Source organism: Intrasporangium oryzae NRRL B-24470 (genome assembly GCF_000576595.1).
Classification (GTDB): domain Bacteria; phylum Actinomycetota; class Actinomycetes; order Actinomycetales; family Dermatophilaceae; genus Intrasporangium_C; species Intrasporangium_C oryzae.
This window is the reverse complement of the sequence record NZ_AWSA01000011.1, coordinates 1-15,580: the sequence shown is the minus strand read 5'-3', so window position 1 is coordinate 15,580 and position 15,580 is coordinate 1. Positions and strand designations below refer to the sequence as shown.

At 71.5% G+C, this 15,580-nt stretch carries 14 protein-coding genes; 10 read left to right on the top strand and 4 right to left on the bottom strand.

Annotated elements, in window-relative coordinates; genetic code table 11:
- Nucleotides 1-328: 328 nt before the first annotated feature.
- Nucleotides 329-889: a dihydrofolate reductase family protein gene (locus N865_RS06600; RefSeq protein ID WP_034803239.1), complete on the top strand. Its 561-nt coding sequence runs from the start codon at nt 329-331 to the stop codon at nt 887-889.
- 7 nt (nt 890-896) lie between these two features.
- Here N865_RS06600 and N865_RS06595 read toward each other — a convergent pair whose 3' ends face one another.
- Nucleotides 897-2,867, bottom strand: coding sequence for an alpha/beta-hydrolase family protein (locus N865_RS06595; RefSeq protein WP_034803236.1), 1,971 nt, complete (start codon nt 2,865-2,867; stop codon nt 897-899).
- A 125-nt stretch (nt 2,868-2,992) separates the two neighbouring features.
- On the opposite strand from N865_RS06595, the gene N865_RS06590 reads away from it, so the two are divergent.
- From N865_RS06590 to N865_RS06580, 3 genes are all read left to right on the top strand, one after another.
- Nucleotides 2,993-3,934 carry an alpha/beta fold hydrolase gene (locus N865_RS06590; protein WP_169735711.1) on the top strand — a complete coding sequence of 314 codons (942 nt, stop codon included), beginning with the start codon at nt 2,993-2,995 and terminating at the stop codon, nt 3,932-3,934.
- 95 nt (nt 3,935-4,029) lie between these two features.
- Nucleotides 4,030-4,668: an SLATT domain-containing protein gene (locus tag N865_RS06585; protein WP_157557592.1), complete on the top strand. Its 639-nt coding sequence runs from the start codon at nt 4,030-4,032 to the stop codon at nt 4,666-4,668.
- 79 nt (nt 4,669-4,747) lie between these two features.
- Entirely contained in the window at nt 4,748-5,941 is a 1,194-nt protein-coding gene (locus N865_RS06580) for a glycine C-acetyltransferase (protein ID WP_034803227.1), read from the top strand.
- A gap of 67 nt (nt 5,942-6,008) precedes the next feature.
- Here N865_RS06580 and N865_RS06575 read toward each other — a convergent pair whose 3' ends face one another.
- Nucleotides 6,009-6,476, bottom strand: a complete 468-nt coding sequence (locus tag N865_RS06575; protein WP_034803224.1) for a pyridoxamine 5'-phosphate oxidase family protein — start codon at nt 6,474-6,476, stop codon at nt 6,009-6,011.
- Nucleotides 6,477-6,614: 138 nt separating this feature from the next.
- Here N865_RS06575 and N865_RS06570 point away from each other — a divergent pair, with 138 nt between their 5' ends.
- Together N865_RS06570 and N865_RS06565 are read left to right on the top strand one after the other, a co-directional pair.
- A complete protein-coding gene (locus tag N865_RS06570; RefSeq protein ID WP_084328016.1) occupies nt 6,615-8,741 on the top strand; it encodes an NAD(+) synthase in 2,127 nt (708 codons plus the stop codon).
- Between the two features lie 133 nt (nt 8,742-8,874).
- Complete coding sequence (locus N865_RS06565) at nt 8,875-9,162, top strand: DUF1905 domain-containing protein (protein ID WP_034803368.1); 288 nt, start codon at nt 8,875-8,877, stop codon at nt 9,160-9,162.
- Nucleotides 9,163-9,361: 199 nt separating this feature from the next.
- Here N865_RS06565 and N865_RS06560 read toward each other — a convergent pair whose 3' ends face one another.
- Nucleotides 9,362-10,432 carry a zinc-dependent alcohol dehydrogenase family protein gene (locus N865_RS06560; protein ID WP_407636743.1) on the bottom strand — a complete coding sequence of 357 codons (1,071 nt, stop codon included), beginning with the start codon at nt 10,430-10,432 and terminating at the stop codon, nt 9,362-9,364.
- A 5-nt stretch (nt 10,433-10,437) separates the two neighbouring features.
- Nucleotides 10,438-10,899 carry an Hsp20/alpha crystallin family protein gene (locus tag N865_RS06555; protein ID WP_084328015.1) on the bottom strand — a complete coding sequence of 154 codons (462 nt, stop codon included), beginning with the start codon at nt 10,897-10,899 and terminating at the stop codon, nt 10,438-10,440.
- Between the two features lie 127 nt (nt 10,900-11,026).
- On the opposite strand from N865_RS06555, the gene acsA reads away from it, so the two are divergent.
- From acsA to N865_RS06535, 4 genes are all read left to right on the top strand, one after another.
- Entirely contained in the window at nt 11,027-12,877 is a 1,851-nt protein-coding gene (acsA, locus tag N865_RS06550; RefSeq protein ID WP_084328014.1) for an acetate--CoA ligase, read from the top strand.
- Nucleotides 12,874-13,902, top strand: coding sequence for a pyruvate dehydrogenase (acetyl-transferring) E1 component subunit alpha (gene pdhA / locus N865_RS06545; RefSeq protein WP_051510278.1), 1,029 nt, complete (start codon nt 12,874-12,876; stop codon nt 13,900-13,902). Before acsA ends, pdhA begins: the two co-directional genes overlap by 4 nt.
- A complete protein-coding gene (locus N865_RS06540) occupies nt 13,899-14,981 on the top strand; it encodes an alpha-ketoacid dehydrogenase subunit beta (RefSeq protein ID WP_084328013.1) in 1,083 nt (360 codons plus the stop codon). The genes pdhA and N865_RS06540 overlap by 4 nt, the downstream gene beginning before the upstream one ends.
- Nucleotides 14,974-15,580 (top strand): E3 binding domain-containing protein (locus N865_RS06535; protein ID WP_034803221.1); only part of this gene is annotated, 607 nt, incomplete at its 3' end. The genes N865_RS06540 and N865_RS06535, both read left to right, overlap by 8 nt.

Here is a 15,580-nt window from a genome sequence, read left to right as displayed (position 1 = left end):
TTCCGAGTGAGTTCGTCGATCACGTACTGTCCCTCGGCGCAGATCTCATGAGCTCGGAAGCGGACGACACGTGGTGGATCGAGACCTGCGGTGGGCACTGACTCTGCGCCAGGCGGGCTGACTCGTCTCAGGTGTGCCTGAGGGCTGCTCGTTGGAGTTCTCCGGGCCGCTTCGACGCAGCCGGGTGGCCGCGGAGCCCGCCCAGCGGCATACGTCTCCGGGCCCGTTCGCCCCATCGGGGCCCCTCCTGTGGTCGACTTCCCGTGAAGGGCACGCAACGGCGCGCGCGGCACGGGCGGGAGAGGGACGGCACGGCGAAGGAGACGCGATGGCACTGCTGGTCTACACGGTGATCACCTCGCTCGACGGTTACGTCGCAGACGCGGAGGGACGCTTCGACTGGGCCGCGCCGGACGAGGAGGTGCACGCCTTCGTCAACGACCTCGAGCGACCGGTCGGCACCTACCTCTACGGGCGCAGGCTCTACGAGACGATGCTCTACTGGGAGACCGCCCCGACCTCGGGGGAGCCCGCGTCGGCGATGCACGACTACGCGGCCATCTGGCAGGGCGCCGACAAGATCGTCTACTCCACGACCCTCGGCTCCGTGTCGAGCGCGCGGACCCGCCTCGAGCGGAGCTTCGACGTCGAGCAGGTGCGTGCCCTCAAGGCGTATGCCGGCCGCGATGTCAGCGTCGGAGGCCCCCACCTCGCCGCGGAGGCCCTGCGCCACGGCCTCGTCGACGAGGTCCGGCTCCTCGTGACGCCGGTCGTCGTCGGGGGCGGCACCCGGGCGCTGCCCGACGGGGTCCGGCTCGACCTCGACCTGATCGACCACCGGCGGTTCGATGGCGGCACGGTCTTCGTGCGCTACGCGACGCGGTCCTGACGAGCCGTCAGGCGAAAAGCTTCTCGCGGACGGCCTCGCGCCGCTCGCACGCATCCTTGATCCGCTCCATCTGCTCGTCGCTGCACGACAGGTCGAAGACGTCCCGGATGAACTCCGGCAGGTCGGCGCGGTAGTCGTGCGCCCAGGCCCGGTAGGCGCCGGGGATCTGGGCGTTCTTCATGTCGACCATGAGCTGGAAGAACGTCGTCACGGGCCGCCACCGCATCGACGGAGGTATGCCGCGGGGTGACCGTCCGGGGACCTCCTCCTCGGCCGGGCGCTGCGGCCCGAGCCAGGACGGCCGGTACGCGAGCAGGTCCGGGGTGAACTTCGTGACGCCGTCGTTGTCGTGGCTGAGCAGGACGTACCTGACCTTCTTTCGGGCCTCCTCGCCGAGGGCGCGGAACTGCTCGTAGTCGTTGACGATCGCGACGAGGCTGCGGTCGACCTCGAGCCGGCTCGGGTCCATGAGCTCCTTGCGCCAGGCACTGAGGGCCGGGGTCCCGATCCACAGCGCACGGTCGATGCCGAGCGCCGCCGGGCCGAGGGTCCCCCACCCGGCGAAGGCCGCCTGGCTCGTGTGCGCCCCGAGCGACTCGCCGAAGACGACGACCCGCGGCCGTCGCTCGGACGGGATCTCGCGGAGCCGCTCGACGATCCGCAGCCACAGGAGCCGGTTCTGCTCCTTGGCCCGGCCGACCATGCCGAGGGAGAGCGGCGAGGGCCGATGGGAGTACTGGAGGGTCACGGTGGCGATGTCTCCGCGGGTGAGGTACTGCGCACAGGCCAGCGCGACGTAGTTGACGTAGCCGGTGCCGGTCGGGGAGACGAGCATGAGGAGCGAGCGCGACCACGCGTCGGTCCGGTCCATCTCGGCGAGGGCGAGGTCGACGCGCTCCTTCGCGGTCGGGGCGTTGTCGAGCCCGACGAAGACCTGGATGGGGTCGGCTTTCGGCTCCTCCTGCATGACCGTGCTGATGGAGTAGTCGGGCAGGGGGACGCCATTGATCTCCGCGGGCGCGTCGGTGAGGTGACGTGGACGGACGAAGGAGATGGCGTGGCGCCGGCCCTCGCGGCCCATCTGCCTCCACGACACGAGGCTCTCGGGCGAACCGCTGATCGACGGGGTCGTCCACGCGCCCGTCTCGGCACCCTCGACGACATCCTCGTACGTCGTCGTCGCTGCCTCGATCCGGGTCATCGCCCGGTCCCACAGGGCGTGGGTGCCCAGGGCCATCGTCCCCATGGCGAGGGTGTGCGCGAGGCGCAGCCACGACGTCTCCGACATCGGCAGCGCCCGGGCGCCGAGGGCGGCGACCTGGCGGGCGCTCCAGTTCTCCGCGGCGACGACCGCGGTGAGCGCGAGGACGACCCCACCGCCGGCGGCGAGCCCGACCATCGGGTTGGCCCGGGCCGGGTCGGTCTCGTGGTCGGGCGGCACGTCCCGCTGGCGCACGGCCTCGGCGACCGCGTTGATGAGCAGACCCGCGGGCACGGCGACGGGGAGCCGGGCGAGTCGCCCATCGGCTCCCACGGCGTCGTCGAGCCGCTGCGTGACCGCAAGCCCGCTCTCGAGCGTCGACCCGCACAGGCCGGTGACGCCGAGACGCCAGCCGGCCTGCCTGACGAACGACCGGGTCCGCTCCTCGTACTCGTCCCGGACCTTCAGCTGGCTCACGGCCAGGCCCACCGGGACGGCGAGCAGGTCGACGGCGATCGTCACGGCCCGCACGCGCTGCTCGTCGGTCCACGACTGCGGCATCGGCAGGAGTGGTGCGAGGAACGAGGCCGTCCGGGACAGCGCCGCCTGCGACCCCACGGTCAGCACGAACTGCGTGCCCGTGGAGAGGCCCGTGATCAGCCCTTGGTCGATCCACGAGCGCTTCGAGAGCGACCGCGCGAACGTGGCCGGCACGGTCGCGGACGCCGCGACGAGCCCCACCTGCGATGCGCGGTTGACGACCGGGTGCTCTGCCATCGTGACTCCTAGTGCGGTCTCGTCGGTGCTGCCAGCGTAGGCGGCGGCAGCGTGCGGCTCACCGGAATCAGCGTGGTGCGACCGAAGGCACACCGGTGCGGCCGCATCGCCCCTAGCCTGTCGGGATGAGCACTACGACGAGCAAGCCCGCCAGTGGCCCGGAAGTCCGGATGGTCCCGCTGGCCGACGGCCGTGAGCTCGAGGTCCTCGTCACCGGCCCGGACGGCGGTGTTCCGTTCGTCTTCCACCACGGGACGCCACAGGGAGCCGTGCCCTTCGGGATACTCGAGCGGGCCGCGACCACTCGCGGCCTGCTGACGATCTCGTACTCACGTCCGGGCTACGGGCGGTCGACGCCACGAGTCGACGCCGCAACGACCGCGACGGTCGCCGACGACGCTGCCGACACCGCCGCGATCCTCGACCACCTCGGCCACACGGAGTTCATCACGCTCGGCTGGTCGGGCGGGGGCCCCCGGGCCCTTGCCTGCGCCGCGATGCTGCCGGACCGCTGCCGGGCCGCGACCTCGGGTGTCGGCATCGCCCCTCCGGACGCGGAGGGACTCGACCTCCTGGCCGGCATGGGACCCGAGAACGTCGAGGAGTACGGGGCGGTCAGCGGAGGCATCGAGGCGCTCACGGCCTGGCTCGAGGAGCACGGAACGCCGCTCTTCTCCGTCACGGCGGCGGACGTGGTCGCCGAGCTCGGCGGGCTCCTGCCTCCGGTCGACCAGGCCGCCCTCACCGGAGAGCTCGCCGAGTACCTCGCGGCGTCCTGCCGCCATGCGGGTCACCAGGGCATCGTGGGCTGGCGTGACGACGACCTGACCCACACCAGGCCGTGGGGCTTCGACGTCGCGGACGTGCACGTGCCGACCTCGATCTGGCAGGGGACCGAGGACCTGATGGTTCCGTTCGCGCACGCGGTCTGGCTGAGCGAGCACGTCGCCGGGACCCGTCCGCACCTGGTCCAGGGGGAGGGCCACATCTCGCTCCTGATGAAGATCGAGCAGATCCTCGACGACCTGCTCGACCTCGCCGGCCTCCAGCCGCCCGGGCGCGCCTGACTCGCCCGGTCTCGGCGCGCCTCGCCGGCCGCTGCCGTCGGGAACCTTGCACCGAATCGGCACGCGCACGAAGGTCGGCGGAGGATCATCGAGACATGGTGGACACAGGGGACACACGCCCGCAGAACCCTCTCGGCGCCGCGGCATCGGCACCCATGGCACACCCGGCGCCGGCACCACCGCCATCCCCACCGAGCGCCAAGCCGGTCGTGGCCGTGTCGGTCGCCGACCTGCGCCAGTCCATCCGGACGATGGAGAAGAACGCCTGGCTCCAAGCCGAGCGACACGTCACGGCCGCCGGCTTCTGGGGGAACTTCCAGTGGGTCGCGGGCGGTGCGGCGGCCGTGCTCGCGGCGGCGGCCAGCGCCACTGCCTTCAACACCATGCCCGTGCTCGCCGGGGTGCTCGCGCTGCTCGCCGCGGCCGCCGCCGCGCTCGTGACGGCCCTGCGGCCAGGTGACATCTCCGAGCAGCATCTCAAGGCGGCCGCCTCGTACAACGCGCTCCAGTCCTCGGCGCGGGACCTCGACGAGCTGACGCCGGACGCCGACGCCGACGACCTCCTCGAGGCGCTCGCGGCGATGACCACCACCTGGGTGGAGACGACCTCCCGCAGCCCCCGGATCCCGCGGCGTCTCCTTCGCAAGACGACGACGTTCGACAAGAGCGACGAGAACTACTTCCCCCGGCCCCGCTGGCTCTCGGCCGACGAGTCGCGAACGGGCCACGCGTAGGACCCGACGTGACGCTGGGAGCGGGCCCGGCGGCATACGCTGGGTGGCGCCACAAGCACCCGACCCGCGAAGGACACCGATGTACGGCTCAGTCAAGGACGAGCTCGCTGCGACGCTGCAGGAGATCAAGGACGCCGGCCTCTACAAGAACGAGCGAGAGCTGACGTCGCCGCAGGCGGCGCACATCACGACGCTCAAGGCGGAGGCGCTCAACTTCTGCGCCAACAACTACCTCGGGCTCGCGGACGACCCGACCGTCATCGAGGTATCGAAGAGGGCCCTCGACGAGTGGGGCTTCGGGATGGCCTCGGTGCGCTTCATCTGCGGCACCCAGACTCTCCACACGGAGCTCGAGCACGCGATCAGCGACTTCCTCGGCACCGAGGCGACGATCCTCTACTCGAGCTGCTTCGACGCCAACGGCGGCGTCTTCGAGGTCCTCTTCGGCCCGGACGACGCGATCATCTCCGACGAGCTCAACCACGCCTCGATCATCGACGGCATCCGCCTGTCCAAGGCCCAGCGGTTCCGCTACCGCAACGCCGACATGGACGACCTGCGCACCCAGCTCGAGGCGGCGCGGGCCGCGGGCGCCAAGCGGATCGTCGTCGTCACCGACGGCGTCTTCTCGATGGACGGGTCCTACGCGCCGCTCGACCGGATCTGCGGCCTCGCCGACGAGTTCGGCGCGCTCGTCTTCGTCGACGACTCCCACGCGGTCGGTTTCGTCGGCGACGGCGGCCGCGGCACGCCCGAGCTGTTCGGCGTGAGCGACCGCGTCGACATCGTCACGGGCACGCTCGGCAAGGCCCTCGGCGGCGCGTCCGGCGGCTACGTCAGCAGCCACCAGGAGGTCGTCGACCTCCTGCGCCAGCGCTCGCGGCCCTACCTCTTCTCCAACTCGGTTGCGCCGGCCGTCGTGGCGGGCTCGATGGCGGCCCTGCGGCTCGTCGAGGGCTCCGCCGACAAGCGCGACGCCCTGAAGCGCAACACCGCCCTCTTCCAGGAGCTCATGACCGAGGCCGGCTTCGAGCTGCTCCCCGGGATGCACCCGATCCGGCCGGTCATGTTCCCCGGCGAGGACGGCGCGCGCCGAGCGACCCAGATCGCCGACCACATGCTCGGCAACGGCGTCTACGTCATCGCCTTCAGCTACCCCGTCGTCCCCAAGGGCAGGGCCCGGATCCGCGTCCAACTCTCCGCCGCGCACTCCGAGGACGACGTCCGCGCGTGCGTCGACGCGTTCGTCAAGGCGCGGGACGCCGTCGGCTGAGTTCCTTTCTGTCCGTATGCCGCTGGGCCGGCACCCGACCGCGGGTGCCGACCCAGCGGCATACGTCTCAGGCGTTGGCGGGGTCGACGCGGTCGTGCAGCCAGGGGCGCGACAGGTCGAAACGGCGACCGGTGATCTCGGTGACGGTGATGGCGACGACCTGGTACTTCGGGTAGTCGACCCAGGGCCGGAGCGGGAGCGACTCGACGATGTACCTCTCCTGGCCCTCGAGGTGACGCGCCCGGCCTCGGGCGACGACGCTGACCGCCGTGTCCTCGCCGACCTCGTCGACCTCGAAGGCGACGTCCTCGTTCATCGTCACCCCGAGGAGCTTGTTGCCCTCTGAGGTGAGGAAGAGGATCCGCTCGCGGTCGACGGCGTAGTTGATCGGGGTGATGTGCACCTCGCCGACGAGATGGAAGGCGAGCCGGCCGAACTCCCGGTCGCGCAGGAACTCCCAGCACTCCGTCGGGTGCAGGACGTGGACGGGGTCCGGTTGCTCAGGCTGCTCGTAGTGCTCGGACTGGTCGGACATGGTCGCCACCTTTCCTGGGGACTCGGCCGCTCCCTGGACCGAAGTCCAGGTACTACGAATCGTAGTAACGATGCGGGTGCCACGCGAGGCATTGCGAGGAGGCTCACGTCACGTCGACCGATCCGATTGACTGTGCGCATGGACACTCCGAACGGCAGTCCGAACGACGGTCCGAACGAGCGCGCGACCGAGGGGTCGCAGCCGGGCCGGGCCCGCGAGCGGCACCCCTTCTTCAACGCCTACCGCCAGGGGTTCGCCCGGGTCGCCGCGTGCACGGTGCCCCTCGCCACGGCCGACCCGGAGCGCAACGCCGACACGGTCATCGCGCGCGTCCGCAGCCTCCACGACGACGGCGTGGCGGTGGCGGTGTTCCCCGAGCTCGGCCTGTCCGGCTACGCGATCGACGACCTCCTGCTGCAGGACCCGCTCCTCGACGCCGTCGAGTCGGCCCTCGCCCGCATCGCCGAGGCGACCACCGACCTGCGGCCCGTCATCGTCGTCGGGGCGCCGCTCGCCAAGGGCAACCGCCTCTTCAACTGCGCCGTCGTCGTCCATCGGGGCGCCATCCTCGGCGTCGCGCCCAAGTCCTACCTGCCGACCTACCGCGAGTTCTACGAGCGGCGGCACTTCGCGCCGGGCGACGACCAGCGCGGTGAGACCATCGAGGTGGCGGGGTGGCGGGTGCCGTTCGGGCCGGACCTGCTCTTCCGCGCGACCGACGTGCCCGGGCTCGTCCTCCACGCCGAGGTGTGCGAGGACATGTGGGTGCCCGTCCCGCCGAGCCACGAGGCCGCGCTCGCCGGCGCGACCGTCCTGCTCAACCTCTCCGGTTCGCCGATCACCGTCGCCCGCGCCGACGACCGCCACCTCCTGTGCCGCAGTGCCTCCTCCCGGTGCCTCGCGGCCTACCTCTATGCCGCCGCGGGCGAGGGTGAGAGCTCGACCGACCTCTCGTGGGACGGCCAGACGATGATCTACGAGAACGGCGCGCTCCTCGTCGAGACCGAGCGCTTCCCGGAGGGCCCGCGCAGCTCGGTCGCCGACATCGACCTCGACCTGCTCCGCCAGGAGCGCCAGCGCCAGGGGACGTTCGACGACAACCGCCGAGCGCTCGCGGGGCGCCTCTCGGGGTTCCGGTGGGTCGACCTCGAGCTCGACCCGCCGTCGGGTGACATCGGGCTGCTCCGCAAGGTCGACCGGTTCCCGTTCGTCCCGGACGACGAGGCGCGCCTCGCGCTCGACTGCTACGAGGCCTACAACATCCAGGTCTCCGGGCTGGAGCAGCGCCTGCGCGCCATCGGCCAGCCGAAGGTCGTCATCGGCGTGAGCGGCGGCCTCGACAGCACCCACGCCCTCATCGTCGCGGCCAAGGCGATGGACCGGCTCCGGCGCCCGCGCACCGACATCCTCGCCTTCACCATGCCCGGGTTCGCGACGAGCGAGCACACGAAGGGCAACGCGATCGCCCTGATGAAATCGCTCGGCGTCACGTGGGAGGAGCTCGACATCCGGCCGGCCGCGACCCAGATGCTCACGGAGATGGGCCACCCCTACGGCCGCGGCGAGGAGGTCTACGACGTCACCTTCGAGAACGTCCAGGCCGGCCTTCGGACCGACTACCTCTTCCGGATCGCCAACCAGCGCGGCGGCATCGTCCTCGGCACCGGCGACCTGTCCGAGCTGGCCCTCGGCTGGTGCACCTACGGCGTAGGCGACCAGATGTCGCACTACGGCGTCAACACCGGCGTGCCCAAGACGCTCATGCAGCACCTCATCCGGTGGGTCGTCTCGTCCGGGCAGTTCGACGGCGGCGTCAACACGACGCTGACCTCGATCCTCGACACCGAGATCACGCCAGAGCTCGTGCCGACGAAGGAGGGCGAGACGCCGCAGAGCACCGAGGCCTCGATCGGGCCCTACTCGCTCCAGGACTTCACACTCTTCCACGTCCTGCGCCGCGGGTACCGCCCCTCGAAGATCGCCTTCCTCGCCCACCACGCCTGGCGGGACGTGGAGGAGGGCGAGTGGCCCGCGGGGTACCCGGAGAGGGAGCGAGCGGCATACGACCTCGCGACGATCCGGCACTGGCTCGAGGTGTTCGTCAAGCGCTACTTCGGCAACCAGTTCAAGCGCTCGGCCCTGCCCAACGGCCCGAAGGTCGTCGCCGGTGGGTCGCTCTCGCCGCGCGGCGACTGGCGGATGCCGTCGGACGCGTCGGCCGCGGCGTGGCTCGACGAGCTCGACGCCAACGTCCCGGAGCGCTGACGCGAGGTCCCCCGTTCCGGAGAACGACCACGAACGGGTCCCGGCCCGTGCGCGTGCGTGGACCTGCCGCGTCACGGCGATCGTGGTCGTCATCCGGGGCACTGCCACCCCGGCCCGCACCTATCCTGACCCGATGGATCTCGAGTTCAGGGGCGAGGTGTGGTTCTGGAAGGGCCCGTCCCCGTGGCACTTCGTCACCGTCCCCGACGAGCAGTGCGGTGACCTCGAGGTGGCGTCGGCCTCGGTCAGCTACGGCTGGGGGATGATCCCGGCCACTGCTGTGCTCGGGGACACCGAGTGGGCGACGTCCCTGTGGCCCAAGGACGGCCGATACATCGTGCCGCTCAAGACATGGGTGCGCGAGGCCGAGGGCGTCGAGCTGGGCGACACGGTGACCGTCCGCCTGACCATCGACCTCTGACCCACACGACGCCGACCGAACGCAGCGTTCGTTCTCGAACGCAGCGGTAGAGCACTGAGTTCAAGAACGAACGCTGCGTTCACGTGGCGGGAGGAGGGGGCGGAGGTATGCCGCTGGGCTCGCCCGGGTCCGCACGAACCGGCCCCGGACGGACCGCACTCCCGCCCAGAGGTCCGGGCCGGAGTGCGGCAGCGTGTGCTCAGCGGGAGAGGACGACCTTGAGGGCCCTCGTCTCGGCGGCGTTGGCGAACGTGTCGTAGGCCTCCATGAAGTCGCCGAGGGCGAACCGGTGCGTGACGAACCGGGCCAGGTCGATGTGGTGCGCGGTGAGCAAACGAAGCAGGGTCGGCGTCGAGTAGGTGTCGACGAGACCGGTCGTGATCGTGACGTTCTTGATCCAGAGGTCCTCGAGATGGAGGGTGGCCGGGCCTCCGTGGACGCCCACGTTGGCGACCGTCCCACCCGGGCGGATCAGTGCGGCGCACTGCTCGAACGTCGATGCGACCCCGACCGCCTCGATCGCCACGTCGGCGCCGAGGCCTTCGGTGAGGCCGCGGACGATCTCGACGGGGTCCTCGCGCGAGGGGTTCACCGTGATGTCGGCCCCGAACTGCTTGGCCGCCTCGAGTCGGGCATCGGCCAGGTCGATGGCCACGACGTGCGCTGGACTGAAGAGCTTGGCGCCCATGATGGCGGAGAGGCCGACCGGGCCGGCGCCCACCACCGCTACGACGTCACCGGGGGACACCCGGCCGTTCAGCACACCGACCTCGTAGCCCGTGGGCCCGATGTCGGCGAGCATGAGCACTTCCTCGTCAGTCACACCTTCAGGGACGGCAAACGTCGACGTGTCCGCGAAGGGGACCCGGACGTACTCCGCCTGTGTTCCGTCGATCTTGTGGCCAAGGATCCACCCGCCGCCGCCGATGCACTGGCCGTACTGGCCCTCCCGGCAGTACCGGCAGGCGCCGCAGGCGGTGATGCACGAAACGAGCACGCGGTCGCCGACGTGGACGTTCTTGACGCCCGGGCCGACCTGCTCGACCGTGCCCACCGCCTCGTGGCCGAGGATCCGGCCGTCGGTCACGGCGGCCACGTCGCCCTTGAGGATGTGCAGGTCGGTGCCGCAGATCGTGACGGTGTCGACGCGGACGATGGCGTCGGTGTCGGCCTGGACGGTCGGCTTGGCGACCTGCTCCCAGCTCTTGGCGCCCGGCCCGTGGTAGACGATCGCGTACATGGTCTCGGTGGTCTTGGTGCTCTCGGCCACGGCGATCAGCTGATCTCGACGTGCGTGGTCTTGGCCTCGGTGGCCTTGGGCATCGTCACCGTGAGGACGCCGTCGGCGAGCGTCGCCGTCACCCCGGACTCCTCGACGGCGACGGGAAGGATCGCCTCGTACGTGAAGGTGCCGGATGTGCGGGTCGTGTGGCGCAGCGTGCCGTTGCCTTCCTTCTCGGTCGTCTTCGTGCCGCGGACGCTGAGGCGCCGGCCGGAGAAGTCGATCGTGATGTCCTTCTTGTCGACACCGGGCAGGTCCAGCTCGAGCGTGAAGGCCTCGTCGGTCTCGCGCAGCTCCCCGCCGGGAGCGAAGTCGCTCGCGGCCATGGCCGGCGACCACATCTGCTCCATCAGGTCCTGCATCCTCGTGGCCCAGGGTGCCAGGTCGGCCCACGGTGACAGCTCCGCCCACGGCGAACGCCGTTCCGTGGCCTTGCTGGGCGTGTTCGTGCTCATGTCGTCTCCTCTTTGGATGGTGCCGCGGCTCGTCAGCGGCCCCTAACCAGTGGATGCCCGGAACGCCTAGGGAAACAGGGCCATTGGTCCCTGCCGAGGGCCGATCGGCGCGAGGGAGCGTGGTCTCATGGCTGATCTGGCTGCCCCGCGCGCCGGTCACCTCGGTGGCCACGCCCCGATCGAGCACATCCCGTCGCTGCCGCCCCTCATCGGTGACTACGAGGAGCGATGCCGTAGGTTCACGTGGGAGGGCGCGCGGGCCTGGCTCGACCCCGACCCGTCCGGTCACGTCAACATGGCCCACGAGGCCGTCGACCGACACGCCGCCGGACCCCTCGCGGGCGTCGTCGCCATCCGCTTCCTCGACCGGACTGGCGAGGCCACCGAGCTGACGTATGCAGAGCTGCGCACACGGACGAACGTCACGGCGGCGGCGCTCCGGCTGCTCGGCCTCGAGCCCGGGGACCGGGTCTGCACGCTCCTGCCGCGCTCGCCGGAGCTCTACCTGACCGTCCTCGGCACGCTCAAGGCCGGCGGCGTCTACTGCCCGCTCTTCCCGGCCTTCGGACCCGAGCCGGTCCGCGAGCGCCTCGCCCTCGGGCGGATCCGCGTCCTCGTCACCGACACGCTCTCCTACACCCGCAAGATCGCTCCACAGCGCGCGAGCCTGCCCGACCTCGAGCACGTCCTCATCGTCGACCCAGACGAGGCGGGTGCTCCGACCGGCACGACGCCGTGGTCGGCGGCGCTGGCAGCCGGCTGGGCGGCATACGACCCGGAGACGTTCACGGTCGCGCCCACGCGCCCCGAGGACCCGGCGCTCCTGCACTTCACGAGCGGGACGACGGGCAAGCCGAAGGGCGCCGTCCACGTCCACGCGGCGATCCTCGCCCACCACGTGACGTCGGAGTTCGCGCTCGACCTGCGCCCCGGCGACGTCTACTGGTGCACGGCCGACCCGGGCTGGGTCACCGGCACGTCCTACGGCATCCTCGGGCCCCTCAGCTGCGGCGTCACGATCGTCACGGACGCGGCCGACTTCGAGGCACGGCGGTGGTACCGGATCCTCCACGACGAGCAGGTGACCGTCTTCTACACGGCTCCGACCGCGCTCCGGATGCTCATGCGCGCCGGCACCGCGCTCGCGCGCGAGCACACCTTCCCGACGCTGCGCCACGTCGTCAGCGTCGGCGAGCCGCTCAACCCCGAGGCCGTGCTCTGGGGGCTCGAGGCGTTCGGCCTGCCCGTCCACGACACGTGGTGGCAGACCGAGACGGGCGCGATCATGGTCAGCAACTACGCCGGTATGCCGGTCCGCCCGGGCTCGATGGGACGTCCCGTCCCCGGGGTGGTGGCCGCGGTCCTCGCCCAGGGAGCCGATGGTCGCGCCGCCGTCGTCGACGGGCGCGTCGAGGTGCTGACCGGGCCCGACGAGGTGGGCGAGCTCGCACTCCGGCCCGGGTGGCCGTCGATGTTCCGGGCCTACCTCGACGACCCGGACCGCTACGCCAAGGCCTTCGCCGACGGGTGGTACCTCACCGGCGACCTCGCGAGCGTCGACGCCGACGGCTACTGGTGGTTCGTCGGGCGAGCCGACGACGTCATCAAGTCCGCCGGCCACCTCATCGGGCCGTTCGAGGTCGAGAGCGCCCTCATGGAGCACCCGGCCGTCGCCGAGGCGGGCGTCATCGGCAAGCCCGACCCGCTGGCCGGCGAGATCGTCAAGGCGTTCGTCACGCTCCGGGTCGGCTACGAGCCCTCGCCCGGGCTGGCGCGGGAGCTCATCGCGTTCGGGCGGCACCGGCTCGGCTCGGTCGCACCGCGCGAGATCGCGTTCGACCAGGCGCTGCCCCACACACGGAGCGGCAAGGTCATGCGGCGGCTGCTCAAGGCCCGGGAGCTCGGGCTCCCCGAGGGGGACCTCTCGACCGTCGAGACCGCCCCGGCCGCGGCGACGGACGAGGGGGCGACGACATGAGCGCCAGGGACCGCGAGGTCGAGCACGACACGCACCTGGACCTCCTCTCGTGGCTCCTCCGGCAGATGATCCGCATCCGCCGGTTCGAGGAGAAGTGCGCCGAGCTCTACAGCGCGACGAAGATCCGCGGCTTCCTGCACCTGTGCATCGGCGAGGAGGCCGTCGCCGTCGGCGTCGTCGGCGCGCTCGACGCGCACGATGCGATCGTCTCGACGTACCGCGAGCACGGCCACGCCCTCGCCCGCGGGGTGCCGATGGAGTCGATCATGGCCGAGATGTTCGGCCGGGCGACCGGCTGCAGCGGCGGGCGCGGCGGGTCGATGCACCTCTTCGACGCCAGCCGGCGGTTCTACGGCGGCAACGCGATCGTCGCCGGCGGGCTCCCCGTCGCCGTCGGCCTCGCCCTCGCGGACCACCTCACGGGAGACAAGGCCGTCACCGCGTGCCTCTTCGGCGACGGGGCCTTCGCCGAGGGGGAGTTCCACGAGAGCGCCAACCTGGCTGCCCTGTGGCACCTGCCGGTCCTCTTCTGCTGCGAGAACAACCGCTACGCCATGGGCACCGCCCTCGCCCGCGAGCACGCCGAGACCGACCTCACCGCGCGGGCAGCGGCATACGGGATGGTCGCGTGGTCCGTCGACGGGATGGATGTGCTCGCCGTGCGCGAGGCGACCGACAGGGCGCTCGCCTACGTGCGGAGCAGCGGGCAGCCGTGCTTCCTCGAGCTGCGGACCTACCGGTTCCGCTCGCACTCGATGTATGACCCCGACCGCTACCGCGACAAGGCGGAGATCGAGCACTGGAAGCAGTCAGACCCGATCCCCGCGCTCGCGTCCCGCCTCGTGAGCGAGGGTCTCATGACCGCTGCCGAGGTCGAGGAGTGGCTGGCGGAGATCGAGTCGGAGGTCGCGACCGAGATCGACGAGGCCGTCGCCGTTGCGGAGGCGGCGCCCCTCGAGCCGGTCGAGGATCTGACCCGCTTCGTCACGACGGCGGCCGGCGACCCGGTGAGGAGGACCTCATGAGCAGGCGCACGGCGACCGCCGACAGGGCGCGCGAGCAGGCCACCGAGAAGGCCACCGGGAAGACCACCGGGAAGACCACCGGGAAGGTGCCTCCTACAGTCGAGACGACGTACCGAGAGGCGATGCGCGCCGCCCACCGGGAGGCGCTGCTCCGCGACCCGCGGGTCTTCCTCATGGGTGAGGACGTCGGCCGCTATGGCGGCTCCTTCGCGGTCAGCCTCGGGCTGCTCGAGGAGTTCGGCGAGGAGCGGATCCGGGACACTCCGCTCTCGGAGTCGGCGTTCACCGGCGCCGGTGTCGGTGCGGCGATGCGTGGCCTGCGACCGATCGTCGAGATCATGACGGTCAACTTCAGCCTCCTCGCGCTCGACCAGATCCTCGACAACGCGGCGACCCTGCGCCACATGTCCGGAGGGCAGCTCTCCGTGCCGCTCGTCATCCGGATGACGACGGGCGCGGGCCGCCAGCTCGCCGCGCAGCACTCGCACAGCCTCGAGGGCTGGTACGCCTCGATCCCCGGCCTGCGGGTCCTCGCCCCCGCGACGCTCGAGGACGCGCGCGGCATGCTGTGGCCGGCGCTGGAGGACCCCGACCCGGTTCTCATCTTCGAGCACGGCTCGCTCTACAACCTCTCGGGGACGCTGCCCGTGGAGCCCACGCCCGTCGACATCGAGCGGGCGGCCGTCCGCCGCCCCGGCACCGACGTCACCCTCATCGCGTATGCCGGTGGGCTCGGGAAGGCGCTCGCGGCCGCGGACCTCCTCGCCGCTGAGGGGATCTCGGCCGAGGTCGTCGACCTGCGGGTGCTTCGACCGCTCGACGACGCCACGATCATCGGATCGGTGTCCCGGACGCACCGGGCCGTCGTCGTCGACGAGGCCTGGCGCTCGGGCAGCCTCGCCGCGGAGGTGACTGCCCGGATCGTCGAGCAGGCGTTCTACGAGCTCGACGCGCCGGTCGAGCGGGTCTGCGCCGCGGAGGTCCCGATCCCCTACCCGCACCACCTCGAGGAGGCCGCGCTGCCGCAGCCGGAGGGGATCGCGGCCGCGGCGAGGAGGGCGGTCGGCGAGCATGGGTGACTTCCGGATGCCCTCGCTCGGGGCCGACATGGAGCGGGGCCAGCTCATCGAGTGGCTCGTCAAGGTCGGTGACCCGGTGCACCGCGGCGACATCGTCGCGGTCGTCGAGACGCCGAAGTCGACGGTGGAGGTCGAGTGCTTCGAGACCGGGACGGTGGCCGAACTCGTCGTGGAGGAGGGTCAGACGGTCCCGGTCGGCGCCGTCCTCGCCCACATCGGTGAGCCGGTTCAGGGCCGGGCGGCACCCGTTCGCGAGGTGCCGGTGGCTGCGACGCCGGCGCCAGTCGTGGCGACACCGGCACCGGTCACGGTGACGCCGGCACCGGTCGCGAAGGTCGCTCCTGAGCCGGCGAGGGCGAAGGTCGCCCCGCCGACCCCGGCCCGACGCCTGTCGCCGGTCCTGCGGCACCTCGCACACGAGCTCGGGGTCGACCCGACGACGCTGCGGGGCACGGGCCCCGACGGCACACTGACCCGGCACGACCTCGAGGAAGCCGCGGCCGCCCACGCCCACACCCACCGGGCCAGGGTGTCGCCGCTCGCGCGCCGGCTCGCCGCCGAGGCCGGCGTCGACCTGGCCCGCGTCGTGGGGACCGGAC